Here is an 18,594-nt window from a genome sequence, read left to right on the forward strand (position 1 = left end):
CGCCGGTGCGGCCGCGGGTGCGAGAGGAGCGGTTGTTCGTACGTGTGGGGTTCATGCGGAACCTTCCTTGATACGGCACGTATCAAGGAATTCCCGCAGCGTAGGAACGGCGCAGGGAATTGCGAGAACGGGCCGAATTTGAATGCGAAAGCGGATCTGGCGGACAGGAAATCTGTACGGGCTCAGACGCTGAAACAGGGTGGCGTCATGTGGACGCGACAACCAAAGAAATGAAATCGGGTGCAGCCTGAGAGGGCCAGTCGAGCGGGTCTCTCAATGCTCAATACCGCGGGTGACCGCACCGCGGGAAATGCATGCAGCTGGGGCCCGCACCCCGAGGGATGCGGGCCCCAGCTACAGAAAGTGCGTCAGCGTCAGGCGGGAACGATGTTCTCGGCCGTCGGGCCCTTCTGGCCCTGCGCGATGTCGAAGGTGACCTTCTGGCCCTCGTTCAGCTCGCGGAAGCCCTGGGCGGCGATGTTCGAGTAGTGGGCGAACACGTCAGCGCCGCCACCGTCCTGCTCGATGAAGCCGAAACCCTTTTCCGCGTTGAACCACTTAACGGTACCAGCAGCCATGTCATATCTCCTTTGGGGCAATACAGCAGCGTCCGAACTGTACGGACGCCGTGTCGCCGCGATGATGCCCCGCCCGGAAAATGACCGGTAAATAAAAAGCGCTTCCGTGCGGAACGAAGTCCGGCTGGAGGCGCTTGAAGTTCTTGGGTACCAAAACTGCAACCGAGATCGACAGTAGCACGCCGCAGCGGCTTGAGTGCGTTGAATATTTCCGTCCGCTGTGTTGCGGTAGAAACTCTCCCCGCTGGATCCATTAAATTCTTAGGCCGCGGTGACAGATATTGTTTCACCCCGGATACACAGCCCTCCCGTGCCCAACTGCTTGCCAGGGCAGCCCCCGACGGCTGGGGCGCCTGGGGTCGGCGAGGGGTGTCGCGCCCTCGCCAACTGGGTACCGCGGGCGGGGTGGTTGATCGTCCGCGTTTCAGGGTGCGAAAGGGCGAACCCGAGCGACCCCGCGGCGCAGGTCACGCGCATTGCTGCTCGCGGAGAAGGAGCCCGACGGGCTGCTGTTCGTGGGGGAGAAGGGAGCACCGTTCCGGCGCACCACCTTCGGCCGGAAGTGGGCCAAGGCCCGCGCGAGGGTCGGCCTGCCGAAGGACTTCGAAGCCGAGGCGGCGACACGCGCGGGAAGCCTGACGAACACGCCGAGTAGCTGAGAGCCTCGCACCGGCAGGGTGCGAGGCCCTCGCGCTGGCGAAGTCCCGGCACAAGAAGCCCGAGAGCGTACGACGCAACTTCCATCCCTCGGTGGAGGCGATCGTCGAGGCCACCGGTCTGCGCGCGCCGGCTGACAGCAGGCGGTGGGCCGGGGTGGCCTCATTGCACACTCTGCGTGTCCATGTGCTCACATTCTGCGATCATGGTGCCGGATGGTCGCGATCTCGCAATGAGCGTGACGGACCGGCCATTCGGTGTACCCGTGAACTGTGCAAGGAGTCGACTGATCATGTCCGCACCTGTCGTTGACGTCTGGGGCCCCGTTGCCCCCGGAACCCGCTCCTCGTTTCCCACCGCTCCGGAGCCGCATGACGAATGGGCCCTCGGCGGCGGAACGGCCTGGGTCTACTACAGCCCGCTGAACCGCCGGCAGCTCGTCAAGCCCGTCATCCTCTCCGACGGCTTCTCCAGCGGGTCGAGCAACCTTGACCAGCTCTGGCACGGCCTGGAGGAGAACGGCGACTACCGCTTCATCTCCGAGCTCCACGCGGCCGGCCGGGACGTGATCATCCTCGGCTACACCGACCGGACGGCCTCGATCACGGACAACGCGGACGCCGCCATCGAGTGCATCCGCCGGGCCGGCGCCGAGCGGGTGGGCAACGCGAAGCTCGCCGTGGGCGGATTCAGCATGGGCGGGCTGGTCACCCGCTACGCCCTGGCGAAGATGGAGCAGGACCCCGAGCTTGCCGACCACGAGACGGACCTCTACTTCTCCTACGACACCCCCCACCACGGCGCGTGGTTCCCCATCGCGATCCAGGCGTTCACGCACTTTGCGACGGACAACTGGGGAGAGGCCCCGGGCATCGGCCCCGTCCTGCGCCAGTTCTCCGGGCTGCTCAACAGCCCCGCCGCGAAGCAGATGGCGCGGTGGCACATCGAGAAGGCCGACGCCACCCCGGAGCAGGCATCGGAGCGGACCGCGTTCCTCAGGGCGCTCGACGAGGTCGGGGAATGGCCGCGGAACCTGCGCAAGGTCGGTGTCGCCAACGGCGTGGACACCGGTACCGGCAACGGCATCAAGGCCGGCGCGACCGCGGTGAAGTGCGACGGCGACACGCTGCACGACACGTGGCTCAAGACCCAGGCACAGGGCGACCAGGAAGTCGCCCGCCTGCAGAAGACCGGCGGCGAGCCGGTATCGGTCCGCACCAGCGGGCTGCCCGACATCGACGGTGCCCCCGGAGGCCTGTTCACCGTGCCGTCCCCCGCGGGCGACACCGGCAGCTTCGGCCTGGCAGGCCTGCTCATGGGCCTCCTCGGGAACAACGTCAACCCGGACGTCATCACCACGTCCTGTTTCATCCCCAGCATCAGCGCCGTCGGCGCCGGTGACATCGACGACCGGAAGGCGCTCTACCGGCCGATCACCCCGGAGGCCAGCGCACTCGACGCCTTCGTGTGCGCCAGCCGCAACGAAGGACACACCACCATGACCGAAGAACTCGGCGCATGGATCGTGAACGAGATCGTCGCCGCCGGGTGACCACCGGGGTGGGCGGCCCGCACCAGCGGACCCGCCCACCCCGAACTCCCCGCCGACCAGGCCGTCTGAGCTGATCCGCACTGCCCTCACTCCCCGTCGGCGGCATCCTTGTCCCGCAGAGGGCGCAGCCCGCCGGGCAGGTCGGGAAGCTGGAACGAGTACCGGCCGAGCATTTGACGTGGTGCCGGATGAACGGGGAGAGGCGGGCGGCATCCTCGTCACGGACGTCGAAGCCGTCCGCGCGGAGCTGGGTGACCGCGGCGCTCGGGCAAGCGCGTACCGGCCCTCCTAGATTGGCCTGCACCTTGATCTGCCGGCGGTAGCTGGGCTCGTCGGCCAGGCGCAGCATGTGCAACGTCTTGGCGATCCGCCCGAGAGACCACTGCCGTAGGCCGCCGGCTGCGCATTCTGATCACGTCCGACCAGGCCGCCGACCCATCGCCGAGGTCACCCCCCAGGCCGCCACCGACCTCGCCGACGGCACCCCCGTCTGGGCCAGTCCCAGCCAACGAGATCACCCTCGTCGAACTCTGACCTATGCCGAGGCCGAGGGGCCATCCTGCTGATCCCTCGGCCCTGTCGATCAACTGCCTCTTTGTGGGCGCGAATTCACACCAGACAGCGGCGCACGTGGCGCTGGTCATACAAAAGGCCCAGGTCGCTGACCTGGGCCTTCTTGCAAGAGCGGATGACGGGAATCGAACCCGCGCTATAAGCTTGGGAATCACCCGGCACTTGGGTGCCAGCAGGGCCTCTGACCTGGGGAGACATCTCGGGGCGCCCCTGTTTTGGCTACCTCGTCACGCTCGTTGTTGACCGCGCTTTACCGCCTCTACTGGCACGTTGTGGCACGCGGTGCTGCGGCGTGCGGCCAGGGCTGGACGGTGGGCCCGCCAGGTCTGCGGGTAGCAGTGGGCGGCGGAGTCCTGCAACGGGGTCGCACCGATTTGCTGTCCGCCGCCGTGAACCAGCCCCCTCCGGGTCCGTCCCGGTGCTTGACCCGGCCCTGGGGCGTTCACCTCATGTGGATGGACCAGACGTGCTGAGCAGCTCCTCGATGGCGGTGCGAATGTTCTCGTCTTGGACGAACCCTGGCCAGCCACCGTTGGAGCGCAACCGCTGGTCACGGGCGGGCACGTCGCGCAGGAGGTATGCGGCGGGTTGGGCCGCCTGCCCGATCCGGGCCAGGTACCGCACCGCGGGGAGCGTGACGGGCAGGTAGGTCCCCTCGGCCAGATCTCGTACGACCGCGGCCAGAACGGGGACGGTCTCGGCCGTGTCGCCGGTGGCAGCCCACAGGGCATGCGCGGCCTCGACGCGGGTCCAGGGGTCGGCATCGGCGGTCATCGCTCTGAGCAGGTCCGCATGGGGTGCGGCATGCGCTCCGAGACTGGCGAGCCTGCGCAGATCTGGATGTCGGAAGCTTCGCTCGGCGACGCTGCGGCCGAGCAGTTCCAGGGCTGGTCCGGGTTCGCCGCAGACCTTCCAGTACGCCCAAGCCGCACGCTCCCGATGCGATCCGTCGCCGCGTGATCGGAACAGGAGCATGTCCCGCGCCCCGCTCCCCGCCGTTCCGATTCCTGCCAGAGCCGTTGCAGCCGAGGCCCAGGTCCGGTCGTCCTCCAGTAGCACGAGCAGTCAGGGAACCGCCGCCTCGGCCACGGATCCCCAGTCGGCCAGCACCTCGCAGAACCGGTTGAGGACAAGGCTGTCCGTGGCCGTGTCGAGCCGGTCGCAGATCGCCGGAAGGAGCAGCTCGGCATGGTCCGAGAGGCCGCTCAGCGCCTCAGGCAGCGAGGGCAGGCAGGAATGGTGCCAGTCGGTCGCGGGGTAGTGGGCGGAAATCGATGCGAGCCGGATCGTGTGCCGACGATGACTTCGACCAGGCCGGGCAGGCAGCGCGGATCGTTCATCCGGGCCAGCCCCCACAGGGCGGCCTCGCCGACGGTCTCCCGTCTCCGCGTGGTGCGGGCTCCGGTGTCGGACAGCAGCGTGGCGAGAACGTCGGCGTGGGCGGCGGCCGTCGGGCCGAGGCAGGCCAGCAGCTCGGCCGCCCGGAAGCGGGCTTCGGGGGCTGGATCGTCCAGCCGTGCGACGAGACGTGGAACGAGCTCAGCGGCTGGTGGCATCTGCGTCAACACCGTCCTACCCGGCGCCATTGAGGTGGAAGCCGAAACCGCCATCCCCGCCCACCACCGGGCCCGCCCGGAAGACCAGATCAACCGCCAGTGCGTCCCGCGCCGCGGACGCCCCGAAGACGTGGCAGCCCTGGTGGCGTTCCTCGTCGGCCCGTCGGCGTCGTTCATCACTGGGCAATCCGTCCACGTCGACGGTGGCTGGCTGCTGCACTGAGACCGTCAACAAGCAAGGAGACAGACCGACATGATCGAACGAGTCCGAGCCGTCCTCATCACCGCGGACGACACGATGCTGGTCATCCGCCGCACCAAGCCCGGAATCCCCGTGTACTGGGTGCTGCCCGGCGGCGGGGTCGAGGAGAGCGATGAGTCCCGGGAGGCAGCCCTCCACCGGGAGATCCATGAGGAGATCGCGGGGAAGGCCGACATCGTCCGACTCCTTCACACGATGGAGTCCGACGACGAGCGTCAGCTCTTCTACCTCGCCCGTATCGCGACGTGGTCCTTCGAGGACCGCACCGGCCCCGAGTTCAGGGCCGAGGGACGCGGCGAGTACGCGCTGGAGGAGATTCCGCTGACCGTGGAGGGGCTCGACGGCATCGACCTCAAGCCCGAGGAGATCGCCCACGTCCTGCGGGGCGCCATCAGCGCCGGCACTCTCGTCGACGAGGCCGCGGTGTAGCCCTACGGCTACGCGAGCATGCCGCCGGGGCCAGCACTGAAATGTGTTGGCCCCGGCTGGTGTTGCCTGCCAGTTCCCGCAGGGGAGGGGGAAAGCCGCCGCCCGGGGCGGCTAAGAACTGCGGCGGCACGTCGAGTGGTACGCGGAGAAGGGGCCCGAGGGTCTCGTCTTCGTGGGGGAGAAGGGTGCGCCGTTCCGGCGTACGACGTTCGGTCGGAAGTGGGCGAAGGCGCGGGTGAAGGTCGGCATGTCGAGGACGTTCAGGTTCTACGACCTTCGTCACACCAGGCACACCCTCTCGACCCAGTCCGGGGCGACGCTGAAGGACACGATGGTGCGGGCCGGCCAGTCCTCGGAGAAGGCCGCCATGATCTACCAGCACTCCAACCGCGCCCGGCAGCAGGAAGTTGCAGCGGGGATCGATGCGCGGGTGCGTGCCATGAGGGCCAAGTCATCTGGCACGGATCTGGCACGGGAGGGGTAGAGAGGTCTAGGCAACACAAAAGGCCCAGGTCGTTGACCTGGGCCTTCTTGCAAGAGCGGATGACGGGAATCGAACCCGCGCTATAAGCTTGGGAAGCTCATGTTCTACCATTAAACTACATCCGCACAGCGGTCCAGTTGTCTGGAGCCGTATCTTTGCACACTCTACCCCATGATCGACCTTCGGTGAATTTGCCCGGGGGTCGTTGTTGTTTGTCGGGTGCACGGAGGCTCGTGGGGGCGGGAGTTGGGGGCGTACCTTGTGGGGGCGGAGTGGTGGCTGGAGTGGGTCCCGATCATCCCCTAATGTGGCGATTAGTCGCAGTACGGCTCGTTGGGGAAAGGGACTCGATGGAGCACACCGTCGTCCGTTGTGCCGAAGGGCACGTTTTCAGTACCGCCTCCTTCCCGCTGCAGCACCTCGGTGCCGGCCGGATCGGGCCGGGGCGGCTGCTGCGGTGTCCGCGGTGCGCGCGGCTCAGGCACGCCGTGCCCGTGGGAGCAGCGGTCAAGCGTTAGCGCCGGGGGGCGCGCGGGGGCTCGCCTCGATTGGGGCGGCCCGCGCGCTCTGCGTATCCTCGGGACGTGCTTCTCTCTGACAAAGACATCCGGGCCGAGATCGACAGCGGACGGGTTCGCATCGACCCCTTCGACGAGTCGATGGTGCAGCCCTCCAGCATCGATGTACGTCTCGACCGGTTCTTCCGGGTGTTCGAGAATCACCGCTACGCGCACATCGACCCCGCGATCGAGCAGGCCGATCTGACCCGGCTGGTCGAGCCCGACGGGGACGAGGCCTTCATCCTGCATCCGGGTGAGTTCGTGCTCGCCTCGACGTACGAGGTCATCTCGCTGCCCGACGACATCGCCTCCAGGCTGGAGGGGAAGTCCAGCCTGGGCCGCCTCGGCCTGGTGACGCATTCGACCGCCGGTTTCATCGACCCCGGGTTCTCGGGCCACGTGACCCTCGAGCTGTCGAACCTCGCCACGCTGCCGATCAAGCTCTGGCCGGGCATGAAGATCGGGCAGCTGTGCATGTTCCAGCTCAGCTCGCCCGCGGAGTTCCCGTACGGCAGTGACCGGTACGGGTCCAGGTACCAGGGCCAGCGCGGGCCGACCGCCTCGCGGTCCTTCCAGAACTTCCACCGCACCCAGGTGAGGCACGAGGCATGAGTGACGGAGTACGCGAGAACCTCGACTACGAGGGATTCGGGCGCGCCGTGCGCGAGCTGGCGCAGACCATCGCCGACGACGGCTACGAGCCCGACATCATCCTCAGCATCGCCCGCGGCGGGGTGTTCGTCGCCGGTGGACTGGCGTACGCGCTCGACTGCAAGAACATCCACCTCGTGAACGTCGAGTTCTACACGGGGGTCGGTACGACCCTCGAAATGCCGGTCATGCTGGCGCCCGTGCCCGAGGCGATCGACTTCACCGCCAAGAAGGTGCTGATCGCGGACGACGTCGCCGACACCGGCAAGACGCTCAAGCTGGTGCACGACTTCTGCCTCGGCCACGTCGCCGAGGTCCGCTCCGCGGTCATCTACGAGAAGTCGCACTCGCTCGTGCAGTGCGAGTACGTGTGGAAGAAGACCGACGAGTGGATCAACTTCCCCTGGTCGGTCGAGCCGCCCGTCGTGAAGCGCGAGGGTCAGGTTCTCGACGCCTGACCTCGGACGGATGTGAAAGGCCCGCCACGCAGATCCTCGCGTGGCGGGCCTTTCGGGTCACAGCGCGTACTAGATCGTGCCGAGCTTGATGATCGACAGCAGGGCGACCAGCTGGATGGCCGACGCGCCCAGCGCCTTCGGCCACGGCAGGTCGTGCGACTTGCTGACCAGCGACGTGAAGAGCGCGCCCGCCACCAGCCAGGTGGCCCAGCCCAGCACCTGTACGAACATGTTGTCGCCGCCGAGGAACACCGCGAACAGCAGCCGCGGCGCGTCCGTGAGGGTCATGACCAGCATCGACAGGCCCACCGTCGGCTGCCACGCCCCGTCGCCGCCCAGCTGGCGGGCCAGCGTGTGCGTGACCGCGCCCAGGACCAGCCCGCAGATCACGAAGGCCGCGCCCGCCGACAGCACGATCGGCACGGCCTTGGCCAGGGTCGCGTTGATGACGTCCTTGCGGGCGTCGTCGAGGCCGAAGACCGCGAGCAGGCCGTAGAGGAAGGTCACGAGCAGGGCCGGGCCCCAGACGGCGTAGTCGCGCATCTGCAGGAAGGTCGGCCCGGGGCGCATCACGATGCCCCGCAGGAGTTCCTTCCACGGCAGCCGCGGACCCGTCGGGCCGGCCGCGGCCGCGCCCGCCTGGTACGTCGCGCCCTGGCTGTAGGGGTCCTCGCCGAAGACGAAGGCCTGGGTGTGCCCCGGGTTGTCGTTCGCGTACGAGCCCGGGTGCCCGGCTTGGTGCCCGCCCTGGTGCCCGCCGTCGTATCCGCCGTCGTATCCGCCCTGGTGCCCGTACGGGTCGAAGTACTCGGGCTCGCCCGGGCCGCCGCCCTGCTGCGGCCACCGCTGCTGCGGGGCCGCCGGCGAACCGGCGGGCGGGTACGGCTGCCTGCCGTACGGCGGTTGCTGCCGACCGTACGGCTGCTGCTGCGGGGGTTGTTGCGGGGCGCGGTTGTTGTCCCGGCCGCGTCCGATCCTGAATCCAGCCACGTGATCGAAAGTACCTGCTCCGGCGGGGCCCGGTGGCCGGGCGGCCGGAAGACGTACCCTTTGCGGCTGACCTGTGACATCCCCTAGGGGGTACCCGCGGGTCGGTCGGTGTACGCGAAACGGCCGGCCCCTTCGGCAGGGACCGGCCGTTTCGCGTTCTACGGGCTACGGGCTACGGGCTACTTGGCCTCGGCCTCGTCGGCGGCGGCGGCTTCCGCCACCGCTTCCGCGCCCGCCTCGTCGGCCGACACCGCGCCCACCGGCTCCGGCGTCTTCACCGAGTCCAGCAGCAGCTGCGCCACGTCCACGACCTGCACGGACTCCTTGGCCTGGCCGTCGTTCTTCTTGCCGTTCACCGAGTCGGTCAGCATCACCAGGCAGAACGGGCACGCCGTCGACACGATGTCCGGGTTCAGGGACAGGGCCTCGTCGACACGCTCGTTGTTGATGCGCTTGCCGATCCGCTCCTCCATCCACATCCGCGCGCCACCGGCGCCGCAGCAGAAGCCCCGCTCCTTGTGGCGGTGCATCTCCTGCTGCCGCAGCCCCGGCACGGCCGACATGATCTCGCGCGGCGGCGTGTAGACCTTGTTGTGCCGGCCCAGGTAGCACGGGTCGTGGTACGTGATCAGGCCGTCGACCGGGGTGACCGGCGTGAGGCGGCCCTCGTCGATCAGGTGCTGGAGCAGCTGCGTGTGGTGGATGACCTCGTACTCGCCGCCGAGCTGCGGGTACTCGTTCGCGATGGTGTTGAAGCAGTGCGGGCAGGTCGAGACGATCCGCTTCGCCGACTTCGGCTTCTTCGTCGACTCGTCCTCGTCGTCCTCACCGAAGGCCATGTTCAGCATGGCCACGTTGTCCTGGGCGAGCTGCTGGAACAGCGGCTCGTTGCCCAGGCGGCGCGGGGAGTCGCCGGTGCACTTCTCGTCGCCGCCCATGATCGCGAACTTGACGCCCGCGATGTTGAGCAGCTCGGCGAAGGCCTTCGTGGTCTTCTTGGCCCGGTCCTCCAGGGCGCCCGCGCAGCCGACCCAGTACAGGTAGTCGAACTCGGAGAGGTCCTCCGCGTCCTTGCCGATGATCGGGACCTCGAAGTCGACCTCCTTGGTCCACTCCACCCGCTGCTTCTTGGCGAGGCCCCAGGGGTTGCCCTTCTTCTCCAGGTTCTTGAGCATCGTGCCCGCCTCCGACGGGAACGCGCTCTCGATCATCACCTGGTAGCGGCGCATGTCGACGATGTGGTCGATGTGCTCGATGTCGACCGGGCACTGCTCCACGCACGCACCGCAGGTGGTGCAGGACCACAGCACGTCCGGGTCGATGACGCCGTTCTCCTCGGCGGTCCCGATCAGCGGGCGCTCGGCCTCGGCGAGGGCGGACGCCGGGACGTCCTTCAACTGCTCGGCCGTGGCCTTCTCGTTGCCCTCCATGTCCTTGCCGCCGCCCGCCAGGAGGTACGGGGCCTTGGCGTGCGCGTGGTCGCGCAGCGACATGATCAGGAGCTTCGGGGACAGCGGCTTGCCCGTGTTCCAGGCCGGGCACTGCGACTGGCAGCGGCCGCACTCGGTGCACGTGGAGAAGTCGAGGATGCCCTTCCACGAGAACTGCTCGACCTGCGAGACGCCGAAGACGTCGTCCTCGCCCGGGTCCTCGAAGTCGATCACCTTGCCGCCGCTGGTCATGGGCTGCAGGGCGCCGAGCGCGGTCGAGCCGTCGGCCTTGCGCTTGAACCAGATGTTCGGGAAGGCGAGGAAGCGGTGCCAGGCCACACCCATGTTGGTGTTGAGGCCGACCACGATCATCCAGATCAGCGAGACGCTGATCTTGACCATCGCGGTGAAGTAGATGGCGTTCTGCAGCGCGCTGAGCGAGAGCCCCTTGAAGGCCAGCACCAGCGGGTACGAGACGAGGTATGCCGGCTCGTAGCTGTCGACGTGGTGGATCGCGCCCTCGAGGCCGCGCAGCGTCAGGATCGCGAGGCCGATGGTGATGATCACGGACTCGACGAAGTAGGCCTGCCCGGACTTCGAGCCGGCGAAGCGCGACTTGCGACCGGCCCGCGAGGGCAGGCTGAGCATCCGGATCCCGATGAGGATGACGATGCCCACGACGGTCATGAGACCGATGAGCTCGGTGTAGAGCTCGAAGGGCAGCCAGTCGCCGACGAGCGGCAGCAGCCAGTCGGCCTTGAAGAGCTGCCCGTACGCCTGGATCAGGGTGGGCGGCAGCGTCAGGAAGCCGATGGCGACGAACCAGTGCGCGAAGCCGATGATGCCCCACTGGTTCATCCGGCTGTGGCCGAGGAACTCCCTGATCAGGGTGAGGGTACGGGCCTTCGGGCGGTCCGTGCGGCTGCCCGCGGGGACGGGCTGGCCGAGCTTGACGAACCGGTAGATCTTCGCCACGGCTCGGGCGAGCAGCGCGACGCCGGGCACGGTCAGGACCAGCGACACGATGATCGCGGCGAGTTGCATGGAAGGGCTCCTCGGGCGGCACTTACTAAGCGGTAACTTATCCAGTCAAGGCTTGAGGTTACCCAGTCCCGACGCCGCAATGTAGCCGAGCGCGCGGTGATCTGCGTCGCTCAGGCTCGCCTCTGTCGCCAGGCGGCCCGCGGGGTCTGCGCGAGGATCGCCAGATCCATCCCCAGCCAGTGGTTCTCCACATAGTGCCGGTCCAGCAGGTCCATTTCCTCCCACGGGAGGTCCGAGCGCGCGCTCACCTGCCACAGTCCGGTCATCCCGGGCCGTACGAGGAGCCGCTCGGGCCGGTCCGACGCGTTGTTTGCGGGGCGCGGCCCGACCAGTGACATCTCGCCCCGGGCCACGTTGAGCAGCTGCGGCAGTGCGTCCAGGCCGCACCGCTCCAGGGCGGCGCCGAGGCGGCCCGCGCCGGCGTCCGTGCGCAGCCGCCAGGTGCGGAACGGGCGGCCCCCGAGGCCGACGGCCGGCTCCCGTACGAAGGCCCGGGCGCCCCGGGTCGCGTACAGCAGTGCGGCGACCGCCGCGAGCGGTGGGCCCAGCAGGGTCAGCAGGGCCACCGCCCCGAGGAGGTCGAGCATCCGCTTGGCCGGCGGTGCGGCGGGTACCCGTACGCGCGGAGCGGTGAGAGTGAGCGGCATGCCAGCACCGTGCCGTACGCCTCCGGCGGTGTTCGGGCGCCGCGCGGCCGCGGTGACCCGTTCGGCGGGCTGCGCCGCCGGCCGCGGGGCGGAGCCCGCGTGCTTGCGCGTAAGCCTGGCCTAAAGGTTGAGCCCCCTCGGCTCAGGTCTGTTGACGGCAGCGCAGCGTTACGGCATCCTTGAGCCTGTTCCACTCAAGTCAGCTGGAGGAATCAAAATGGCACGTGCGGTCGGCATCGACCTGGGCACCACCAACTCCGTCGTCAGCGTTCTGGAAGGCGGCGAGCCCACCGTCATCACCAACGCCGAGGGCGCCAGGACCACGCCGTCCGTCGTCGCCTTCGCCAAGAACGGCGAGGTCCTCGTCGGCGAGGTGGCCAAGCGTCAGGCGGTCACGAACGTGGACCGCACCATCCGCTCCGTCAAGCGCCACATGGGCACTGACTGGAAGATCAACCTGGATGGCAAGGACTTCAACCCGCAGCAGATGAGCGCCTTCATCCTGCAGAAGCTGAAGCGCGACGCCGAGGCGTACCTGGGCGAGAAGGTCACGGACGCGGTCATCACCGTCCCGGCCTACTTCAACGACTCCGAGCGTCAGGCGACGAAGGAGGCCGGCGAGATCGCGGGCCTCAACGTCCTGCGCATCGTCAACGAGCCGACGGCCGCCGCCCTGGCCTACGGCCTCGACAAGGACGACCAGACCATTCTCGTCTTCGACCTCGGCGGCGGCACCTTCGACGTGTCGCTCCTGGAGATCGGTGACGGCGTCGTCGAGGTCAAGGCGACCAACGGTGACAACCACCTCGGTGGCGACGACTGGGACCAGCGCGTCGTCGACTACCTCGTGAAGCAGTTCGCCAACGGCCACGGCGTCGACCTGTCCAAGGACAAGATGGCGCTCCAGCGTCTGCGCGAGGCCGCCGAGAAGGCGAAGATCGAGCTGTCCTCCTCCACGGAGACCTCGATCAACCTGCCCTACATCACGGCTTCCGCCGAGGGCCCGCTGCACCTGGACGAGAAGCTCACCCGCGCCCAGTTCCAGCAGCTGACCGCGGACCTGCTCGACCGCTGCAAGACCCCGTTCCACAACGTCATCAAGGACGCCGGCATCGCGCTGTCCGAGATCGACCACGTGGTCCTGGTCGGCGGCTCCACCCGTATGCCGGCCGTCGCCGAGCTCGTCAAGGAGCTCACGGGCGGTCAGGACGCCAACAAGGGCGTCAACCCGGACGAGGTCGTCGCCATCGGCGCCACCCTCCAGGCCGGTGTGCTCAAGGGTGAGGTCAAGGACGTCCTGCTCCTCGACGTGACCCCGCTGTCCCTCGGCATCGAGACCAAGGGCGGCATCATGACCAAGCTCATCGAGCGCAACACCACGATCCCGACCAAGCGGTCCGAGATCTTCACGACGGCCGAGGACAACCAGCCGTCCGTGCAGATCCAGGTCTACCAGGGCGAGCGCGAGATCGCGGCGTACAACAAGAAGCTCGGCATGTTCGAGCTGACCGGTCTGCCGCCTGCCCCGCGCGGCATCCCGCAGATCGAGGTCTCCTTCGACATCGACGCGAACGGCATCATGCACGTCACGGCCAAGGACCTTGGCACGGGCAAGGAGCAGAAGATGACCGTCACCGGCGGCTCCTCGCTCGGCAAGGACGAGGTCGACCGCATGCGCCAGGAGGCCGAGCAGTACGCGGACGAGGACCTCCGCCGCAAGGAGGCCGCCGAGAGCCGCAACCAGGCCGAGCAGCTCGTCTACCAGACGGAGAAGTTCGTCAAGGACAACGAGGACAAGGTCCCGGCCGAGGTCAAGACCGAGGTCGAGGCTGCCATCGCCGAGCTGAAGGAAAAGCTCAAGGGCGAGGACACCGCCGAGATCCGCACCGCGACCGAGAAGGTCGCCGCGGTCAGCCAGAAGCTCGGCCAGGCCATCTACGCCGACGCCCAGGCCGCTCAGGGTGCCGCGGGCGCCGAGGGTGCCCAGCAGGCCCCGGACGCCGCCGATGACGTCGTCGACGCCGAGATCGTCGACGACGAGAAGCCGAAGGGCGGCGCTGCCTGATGTCGGAGGAGACCCCGGGCTTCGACGAGAAGCCTGAAGTCCCCGTCGACGGCACGCCCGACGAGCCGAAGGCCGCCGACGCCTCCACGGAGGAGGCGGCGGCCCCGGCTGGGGACGCAAGCGCACAGGATGTGGCCGTGCTGGCGCAGCTGGACCAGGCCCGTACCGCGCTCGGTGAGCGCACCGCGGACCTCCAGCGGCTCCAGGCGGAGTACCAGAACTACCGCCGCCGGGTGGAGCGGGACCGGATCGCCGTCAAGGAGATCGCGGTCGCGTCCCTCCTGACGGAACTCCTCCCGACCCTGGACGACATCGGCCGGGCGCGGGAGCATGGCGAGCTGGTCGGCGGCTTCAAGTCGGTGGCCGAATCGCTGGAGACCGCCGCGGCCAAGATGGGCCTGCAGCAGTTCGGCAAGGAGGGCGAGCCCTTCGACCCGACGATCCACGAGGCCCTGATGCACTCGTACGCGCCGGACGTCACCGAGACGACCTGCGTGGCGATTCTGCAGCCGGGCTACCGGATCGGCGAGCGTACGATCCGTCCCGCACGGGTCGCGGTGGCCGAGCCGCAGCCGGGTGCGGCCGCCAAGTCCGAGTCCGCGGACGGAGACGCGCCGTCGGACAAGGACGCGGATGCCCCCGACAAGGGCTGAGGCTGAACCAGTAGGAACACGAGAGGAGGGACGCCGGGGATGAGCACGAAGGACTTCGTGGAGAAGGACTACTACAAGGTCCTCGGTGTCCCGAAGGACGCCACCGAGGCCGAGATCAAGAAGGCGTACCGGAAACTCGCGCGCGAGTTCCACCCGGACGCCAACAAGGGCGACACCTCGGCCGAGGAGCGCTTCAAGGAGATCTCCGAGGCGAACGACATCCTCGGCGACCCGAAGAAGCGCAAGGAGTACGACGAGGCCCGCGCGCTGTTCGGCAACGGGGGCTTCCGCCCCGGTCCGGGCGCGGGCGGCGGCTCGTTCAACTTCGACCTGGGCGACCTCTTCGGCGGGCAGCAGCAGGGCGGCGCGGGCGGCGGCTTCGGCGGCGGCCTGGGCGATGTGTTCGGCGGCCTGTTCAACCGCGGCGGCGGCGCCGGTACGGGGACCCGTACCCAGCCGCGCCGCGGCCAGGACATCGAGTCGGAGGTCACCCTCTCCTTCACGGAGGCGGTGGACGGGGCCACGGTCCCGCTCCGGATGTCCTCGCAGTCCCCCTGCAAGGCCTGTTCGGGCACCGGCGACAAGAACGGCACCCCCCGGGTGTGCCCGACCTGTGTCGGCACCGGGCAGGTCTCGCGCGGCAGCGGCGGCGGCTTCTCGCTGACCGACCCCTGCGCGGACTGCAAGGGCCGCGGTCTGATCGCGGAGACCCCCTGTGACATCTGCAAGGGCAGCGGCCGGGCCCGCAGCTCCCGGACGATGCAGGTCCGGATTCCGGCGGGCGTCTTCGACGGCCAGCGGATCCGGCTGCGCGGCAAGGGCGCTCCGGGCGAGCGCGGCGGACCCGGCGGCGATCTGTACGTCGTGGTCCACGTCGACTCCCACCCGGTGTTCGGCCGCAAGGACGACAACCTCACGGTGACCGTGCCGGTGACGTTCGCGGAGGCGGCCCTGGGAGCCGAGATCAGGGTCCCGACCCTGAACGGCCCCCCGGTGACGCTGAAGCTGCCGCCCGGCACTCCGGGCGGCCGCACGATGCGCGCCCGCGGCAAGGGTGCGGTCCGCAAGGACGGCACCCGCGGGGACCTGCTGGTGACGGTCGAGGTGGCCGTCCCGGCGGAGCTGTCCGACAAGGCGCGCGAGGCGCTGGAGACGTACCGCGACGCGACCGGGTCGGAGGATCCGCGCGCCGCGCTGTTCGAGTCCGCGAAGGGAGCATGACATGGACGGCCGCCGCAGGAATCCCTATCAACTGACCGATGAGACACCGGTCTACGTGATCTCGGTGGCCGCCCAGCTCTCGGGCCTGCATCCGCAGACCCTCCGCCAGTACGACCGTCTCGGCCTGGTCTCCCCGGACCGTACGGCCGGCCGCGGCCGGCGCTACTCGGCCCGTGACATCGAACTGCTCCGCACGGTGCAGGCGCTGTCCCAGGACGAGGGCATCAACCTGGCGGGGATCAAGCGGATCATCGAGCTGGAGAATCAGGTCGCCGCGCTCCAGCAGCGCGTCGCCGAGCTCGCGACGGCGGTCGACGGCGCGGCCGCCGTGCTCCAGCAGCGCGAGGCCCAGGTCCACGCCTCGTACCGCCGCGACCTGGTCCCGTACCAGCCGCCGGTGCCGGGCAACGCGCTGGTGGTGTGGCGGCCCAAGCGCCCGCTGGACTGACCCGTACGAGGCGCAGGAAGGCCCCGATCAGCCGATCGGGGCCTTCTTCGTGCCCTGCCGGACCCGGGAGCGCTCCAGGGCCTCCAGCCGGGCCTGGGGCCCGCTCAGAGCTCCTGATCCTTGAGGATGCCCGACTGGGCGATGAGGAAGCCGAGTTGGGCCCGGCTGCCGCTGCCCAGGGAGGCCGCCAGTTTCGCGATGTGGGCGCGGCAGGTCCGTACGTTCATCCCCAGCCTGCGCGCGATGGCCTCGTCCACGTGTCCCTCGATGAGGAGCTGGGCGATGGAGCGCTGCACGCCGGAGATGCCGCCGGGGGTGTGCTGGTACGTCACTTCCGCCGTCAGGGGCACGGCGCGGTGCCACAGCTGCTCGAACACCTTGATGAGGTAGTCGACGAGGCCCGGGTGGCGCAGCTCCAGGGCCGTGCGCCGGTCGTCGCTCGTGGGGATGAAGGCCACCGTGCGGTCGAAGATCATGAGACGCTCTATGAGCTCTTCGAGGGTGCGGATCTCCACTCTCCCCGCGGAGATCCGGTCCACGTAGGCGAGCGTGCCCTGGCTGTGCCGCACCGTGTGCTGGTAGAGCGTGCGGATGCGCACCCCGCGGTTGACCAGGGGTGCGGCGCGCTCCAGTGCCTCGGTGAGGACGGACGTGGACCGGGCTCCGCCGGGCTGGACGGTCAGCACCTCGGTGCGGCACTCGGCGGTGGCCTGGTCGAGGGCGGCGTGGATCTGGTCGAAGCCCTCCAGCACGGTGATGGCGTGGGTGTTCGCGGGAGTCTGGGCGCTGATGGTCAGAAACGGCTCGAATGCGTCGGTGAGGTCTATGGTGTCTCGGCGGCGGTCCTGAATCTCCCGTTCGAGCGGGTGGAGCCGCTGTGCGAGTGCGACGGACGGTGGAACCGCGCGCAGTTGGTTCGCGTCATCCGGGTCAGGTCGCAGAAGGGCGAATTCGAGCAGGCAGGGGGCGTTCTCGACCTCGCTGCGGGCCACCCGGCCGGTGCTCAGCGCTGCCGTGTAGAGCCGCGTTCCCTCCCCGCACATGGACGTGATGGGGTGGGGATGTGTCGGCTTTGTGTTGTTTATGGGCAAATCTCCACCCCCCAGGGTCCTGAACATGCAAGAACATGATGCATCGTCCCTGTGGCAGTGACGTGCCCGAATGAGCCATCGTCTGACACGCGGGGGAGAAGATTTCCATCAAGTGAGGACGAAGCCGACCATGTACAAGAGAATGCTTCGCTCGGTACTTGCCATTGCGTTCTCCGCCGTTGCGGTCTTTGGGGCAGTCAGTGCCGTGGGCGGGGACGTGGGGGGTAACGACGCGCCCGCCGTGGCGACAGGAGAGCCGGATCTCGGCTGGGACGTGGTGCCCAGTACGTCCACCAACGACCTTGGCTGGGACTGATGACCCCCGACGACCGCGGCTTTCGCCGTGAAATGGCCTCGGCATACCGCTCCGGCTGGCAGTTCATCGACCTGGCCACCGCCATCCCCCACGTCGGCGATTCGTTGATGGTCACCCTGTTCGGCCAGCCGATCGTCGTGGTTCGCGAGGAGGACGAAGACGTCCGTGCCTACCGGTGCCTGCGCCGCCCCCGAGGCGCGCCGCAGCCCGTCCGCTGCGAGGTCAGGTACGGCATGGTCTTCGTCAATCTGGATCAGCGCGACCACCAGCTCTTCGAACCCGACATCACCACCGCCACCCCCCGCAGTGCCTGACGCGATTCCCCCGTCGTTGCAGATCGCTCAGGTGCTACCCCCACACAACGGCGCCATCGTGGACCTGACCACGATGGCGCCGTTGTGATGTCCGCGTCCAGTAGTTGAACCGGACAATATGCGGGGAGAAGTGCCGGTGAGGGGCGCAGGCGCCTACGCCCGCCCCATGGCCCGGTCCAGCGCGATCTCCATGACCACCCGGTCCGGGTTGGGCGAGGGCGTGCGGCCGTACCGCTCCGCGTAGCGGCGTACCGCCTCGGCGACCGCGGCCTCGTCCGTACGGATCGCCGCGCGCCCCTCCAGGGTGGCCCAGCGGCGTCCCTCCATCTGGCACACGGCGACCCGCGCGCCGCCCTGCGGCCCGCCCTGCGCCGCCAGGATGTTGCGGACCTTCTTGCTGTGCTTGTTGCTGATCACCCGCGCGAGCCCGGCCTGCGGGTCGTACGTCACGCCCACCGGCACCACGTGCGGCGTGCCGTCGGGGCGCGGGGTGGTCAGGGTGCAGACGTGCCGCTCCCGCCAGAAGGCGAGGTACTCGGACGTCGGGTTGAGTACGTCATGGGACATGCGCCGAAGGGTACGTCGCCGCCCTTGAGTGGAATAGACTCAACTTTG

At 68.7% G+C, this 18,594-nt stretch carries 18 protein-coding genes, 1 tRNA gene and 3 pseudogenes; 12 read left to right on the top strand and 10 right to left on the bottom strand.

Features of this window, described 5'->3' with window-relative positions; translation table 11 throughout:
- Nucleotides 1–374 precede the first annotated feature (374 nt).
- Complete coding sequence (locus ACFWBF_RS29835) at nucleotides 375–578, bottom strand: cold-shock protein (RefSeq protein WP_008734853.1); 204 nt, start codon at nucleotides 576–578, stop codon at nucleotides 375–377.
- A gap of 482 nt (nucleotides 579–1,060) precedes the next feature.
- On the opposite strand from ACFWBF_RS29835, the pseudogene ACFWBF_RS29840 reads away from it, so the two are divergent.
- Nucleotides 1,061–1,183 (top strand): annotated as a pseudogene (locus ACFWBF_RS29840) (site-specific integrase); the annotation flags it as partial.
- A 344-nt stretch (nucleotides 1,184–1,527) separates the two neighbouring features.
- Nucleotides 1,528–2,787: an esterase/lipase family protein gene (locus ACFWBF_RS29845; protein ID WP_385607360.1), complete on the top strand. Its 1,260-nt coding sequence runs from the start codon at nucleotides 1,528–1,530 to the stop codon at nucleotides 2,785–2,787.
- Nucleotides 2,788–2,873: 86 nt separating this feature from the next.
- Here ACFWBF_RS29845 and ACFWBF_RS29850 read toward each other — a convergent pair.
- The 3 genes and pseudogenes from ACFWBF_RS29850 to ACFWBF_RS29860 form a co-directional block, all read right to left on the bottom strand.
- Nucleotides 2,874–3,209: pseudogene (locus ACFWBF_RS29850) on the bottom strand (Tn3 family transposase); the annotation flags it as partial.
- 598 nt (nucleotides 3,210–3,807) lie between these two features.
- Nucleotides 3,808–4,134, bottom strand: coding sequence for a hypothetical protein (locus ACFWBF_RS29855; protein WP_385607362.1), 327 nt, complete (start codon nucleotides 4,132–4,134; stop codon nucleotides 3,808–3,810).
- Nucleotides 4,135–4,565: 431 nt separating this feature from the next.
- Complete coding sequence (locus ACFWBF_RS29860) at nucleotides 4,566–4,928, bottom strand: hypothetical protein (protein WP_385607364.1); 363 nt, start codon at nucleotides 4,926–4,928, stop codon at nucleotides 4,566–4,568.
- A 22-nt stretch (nucleotides 4,929–4,950) separates the two neighbouring features.
- Here ACFWBF_RS29860 and ACFWBF_RS29865 point away from each other — a divergent pair, with 22 nt between their 5' ends.
- The 3 genes and pseudogenes from ACFWBF_RS29865 to ACFWBF_RS29875 all read left to right on the top strand — a co-directional run.
- Entirely contained in the window at nucleotides 4,951–5,139 is a 189-nt protein-coding gene (locus tag ACFWBF_RS29865; protein WP_361752220.1) for an SDR family oxidoreductase, read from the top strand.
- A gap of 30 nt (nucleotides 5,140–5,169) precedes the next feature.
- Nucleotides 5,170–5,607 carry an NUDIX domain-containing protein gene (locus ACFWBF_RS29870; protein WP_385607366.1) on the top strand — a complete coding sequence of 146 codons (438 nt, stop codon included), beginning with the start codon at nucleotides 5,170–5,172 and terminating at the stop codon, nucleotides 5,605–5,607.
- Nucleotides 5,608–5,722: 115 nt separating this feature from the next.
- Nucleotides 5,723–6,091, top strand: a pseudogene (locus ACFWBF_RS29875) (tyrosine-type recombinase/integrase); the annotation flags it as partial.
- Between the two features lie 54 nt (nucleotides 6,092–6,145).
- On the opposite strand, the gene ACFWBF_RS29880 reads toward ACFWBF_RS29875, so the two are convergent.
- A tRNA-Gly gene (locus tag ACFWBF_RS29880) sits at nucleotides 6,146–6,216 on the bottom strand.
- Nucleotides 6,217–6,675: 459 nt separating this feature from the next.
- Here ACFWBF_RS29880 and dcd point away from each other — a divergent pair.
- Nucleotides 6,676–7,263, top strand: a complete 588-nt coding sequence (gene dcd, locus ACFWBF_RS29885; protein WP_385607368.1) for a dCTP deaminase — start codon at nucleotides 6,676–6,678, stop codon at nucleotides 7,261–7,263.
- The gene (locus ACFWBF_RS29890) at nucleotides 7,260–7,760 is read left to right on the top strand and encodes a phosphoribosyltransferase (protein WP_385607369.1); all 501 of its coding nucleotides are present in this window, start codon (nucleotides 7,260–7,262) and stop codon (nucleotides 7,758–7,760) included. The genes dcd and ACFWBF_RS29890 overlap by 4 nt, the downstream gene beginning before the upstream one ends.
- 69 nt (nucleotides 7,761–7,829) lie before the next feature.
- Here ACFWBF_RS29890 and ACFWBF_RS29895 read toward each other — a convergent pair whose 3' ends face one another.
- From ACFWBF_RS29895 to ACFWBF_RS29905, 3 genes are all read right to left on the bottom strand, one after another.
- A complete protein-coding gene (locus tag ACFWBF_RS29895; protein WP_385607370.1) occupies nucleotides 7,830–8,750 on the bottom strand; it encodes a Yip1 family protein in 921 nt (306 codons plus the stop codon).
- A gap of 179 nt (nucleotides 8,751–8,929) precedes the next feature.
- Nucleotides 8,930–11,224, bottom strand: a complete 2,295-nt coding sequence (locus ACFWBF_RS29900; RefSeq protein ID WP_385607371.1) for a (Fe-S)-binding protein — start codon at nucleotides 11,222–11,224, stop codon at nucleotides 8,930–8,932.
- Between the two features lie 110 nt (nucleotides 11,225–11,334).
- Nucleotides 11,335–11,871, bottom strand: a complete 537-nt coding sequence (locus tag ACFWBF_RS29905; RefSeq protein ID WP_385607373.1) for a sugar transferase — start codon at nucleotides 11,869–11,871, stop codon at nucleotides 11,335–11,337.
- Between the two features lie 217 nt (nucleotides 11,872–12,088).
- On the opposite strand from ACFWBF_RS29905, the gene dnaK reads away from it, so the two are divergent.
- Genes dnaK through ACFWBF_RS29925 form a run of 4 tightly spaced genes read left to right on the top strand, consistent with a single transcriptional unit; the run spans nucleotide 12,089 to nucleotide 16,258 of the window.
- Nucleotides 12,089–13,936: a molecular chaperone DnaK gene (gene dnaK, locus ACFWBF_RS29910; RefSeq protein ID WP_385607375.1), complete on the top strand. Its 1,848-nt coding sequence runs from the start codon at nucleotides 12,089–12,091 to the stop codon at nucleotides 13,934–13,936.
- Complete coding sequence (grpE, locus tag ACFWBF_RS29915; protein WP_385607377.1) at nucleotides 13,936–14,589, top strand: nucleotide exchange factor GrpE; 654 nt, start codon at nucleotides 13,936–13,938, stop codon at nucleotides 14,587–14,589. Before dnaK ends, grpE begins: the two co-directional genes overlap by 1 nt.
- Before the next feature lie 39 nt (nucleotides 14,590–14,628).
- Entirely contained in the window at nucleotides 14,629–15,810 is a 1,182-nt protein-coding gene (gene dnaJ / locus ACFWBF_RS29920; protein ID WP_385607378.1) for a molecular chaperone DnaJ, read from the top strand.
- A gap of 1 nt (nucleotide 15,811) precedes the next feature.
- Complete coding sequence (locus ACFWBF_RS29925) at nucleotides 15,812–16,258, top strand: heat shock protein transcriptional repressor HspR (RefSeq protein WP_385607380.1); 447 nt, start codon at nucleotides 15,812–15,814, stop codon at nucleotides 16,256–16,258.
- Nucleotides 16,259–16,362: 104 nt separating this feature from the next.
- On the opposite strand, the gene ACFWBF_RS29930 is transcribed toward ACFWBF_RS29925, so the two are convergent.
- On the bottom strand, nucleotides 16,363–17,376 hold the full coding sequence (locus ACFWBF_RS29930) for a helix-turn-helix transcriptional regulator (RefSeq protein ID WP_385230277.1): 1,014 nt from the start codon (nucleotides 17,374–17,376) through the stop codon (nucleotides 16,363–16,365).
- A gap of 288 nt (nucleotides 17,377–17,664) precedes the next feature.
- Between ACFWBF_RS29930 and ACFWBF_RS29935 the strand changes: the two genes are divergently transcribed.
- Nucleotides 17,665–17,979, top strand: a complete 315-nt coding sequence (locus tag ACFWBF_RS29935) for a (2Fe-2S)-binding protein (RefSeq protein WP_385230280.1) — start codon at nucleotides 17,665–17,667, stop codon at nucleotides 17,977–17,979.
- Nucleotides 17,980–18,132: 153 nt separating this feature from the next.
- Here ACFWBF_RS29935 and ACFWBF_RS29940 read toward each other — a convergent pair whose 3' ends face one another.
- On the bottom strand, nucleotides 18,133–18,546 hold the full coding sequence (locus ACFWBF_RS29940; RefSeq protein WP_385607382.1) for a pyridoxamine 5'-phosphate oxidase family protein: 414 nt from the start codon (nucleotides 18,544–18,546) through the stop codon (nucleotides 18,133–18,135).
- Between the last annotated feature and the right edge of the window lie 48 nt (nucleotides 18,547–18,594).

It is taken from the genome of Streptomyces sp. NPDC060028 (genome assembly GCF_042736725.1).
GTDB lineage: Bacteria > Actinomycetota > Actinomycetes > Streptomycetales > Streptomycetaceae > Streptomyces.

Bases quoted from the DNA above. Each gene is read 5' to 3' on its own strand.
- ACFWBF_RS29870 (WP_385607366.1), top strand. From the start codon at position 5,170: ATGATCGAACGAGTCCGAGCCGTCCTCATCACCGCGGACGACACGATG.
- dnaJ (WP_385607378.1), top strand. From the start codon at position 14,629: ATGAGCACGAAGGACTTCGTGGAGAAGGACTACTACAAGGTCCTCGGT.
- ACFWBF_RS29935 (WP_385230280.1), top strand. From the start codon at position 17,665: ATGACCCCCGACGACCGCGGCTTTCGCCGTGAAATGGCCTCGGCATAC.
- ACFWBF_RS29845 (WP_385607360.1), top strand. From the start codon at position 1,528: ATGTCCGCACCTGTCGTTGACGTCTGGGGCCCCGTTGCCCCCGGAACC.
- ACFWBF_RS29930 (WP_385230277.1), bottom strand. From the start codon at position 17,376: ATGTTCAGGACCCTGGGGGGTGGAGATTTGCCCATAAACAACACAAAG.
- ACFWBF_RS29925 (WP_385607380.1), top strand. From the start codon at position 15,812: ATGGACGGCCGCCGCAGGAATCCCTATCAACTGACCGATGAGACACCG.
- dnaK (WP_385607375.1), top strand. From the start codon at position 12,089: ATGGCACGTGCGGTCGGCATCGACCTGGGCACCACCAACTCCGTCGTC.
- ACFWBF_RS29900 (WP_385607371.1), bottom strand. From the start codon at position 11,224: ATGCAACTCGCCGCGATCATCGTGTCGCTGGTCCTGACCGTGCCCGGC.
- ACFWBF_RS29905 (WP_385607373.1), bottom strand. From the start codon at position 11,871: ATGCCGCTCACTCTCACCGCTCCGCGCGTACGGGTACCCGCCGCACCG.
- grpE (WP_385607377.1), top strand. From the start codon at position 13,936: ATGTCGGAGGAGACCCCGGGCTTCGACGAGAAGCCTGAAGTCCCCGTC.
- ACFWBF_RS29890 (WP_385607369.1), top strand. From the start codon at position 7,260: ATGAGTGACGGAGTACGCGAGAACCTCGACTACGAGGGATTCGGGCGC.
- ACFWBF_RS29855 (WP_385607362.1), bottom strand. From the start codon at position 4,134: ATGACCGCCGATGCCGACCCCTGGACCCGCGTCGAGGCCGCGCATGCC.
- ACFWBF_RS29835 (WP_008734853.1), bottom strand. From the start codon at position 578: ATGGCTGCTGGTACCGTTAAGTGGTTCAACGCGGAAAAGGGTTTCGGC.
- ACFWBF_RS29940 (WP_385607382.1), bottom strand. From the start codon at position 18,546: ATGTCCCATGACGTACTCAACCCGACGTCCGAGTACCTCGCCTTCTGG.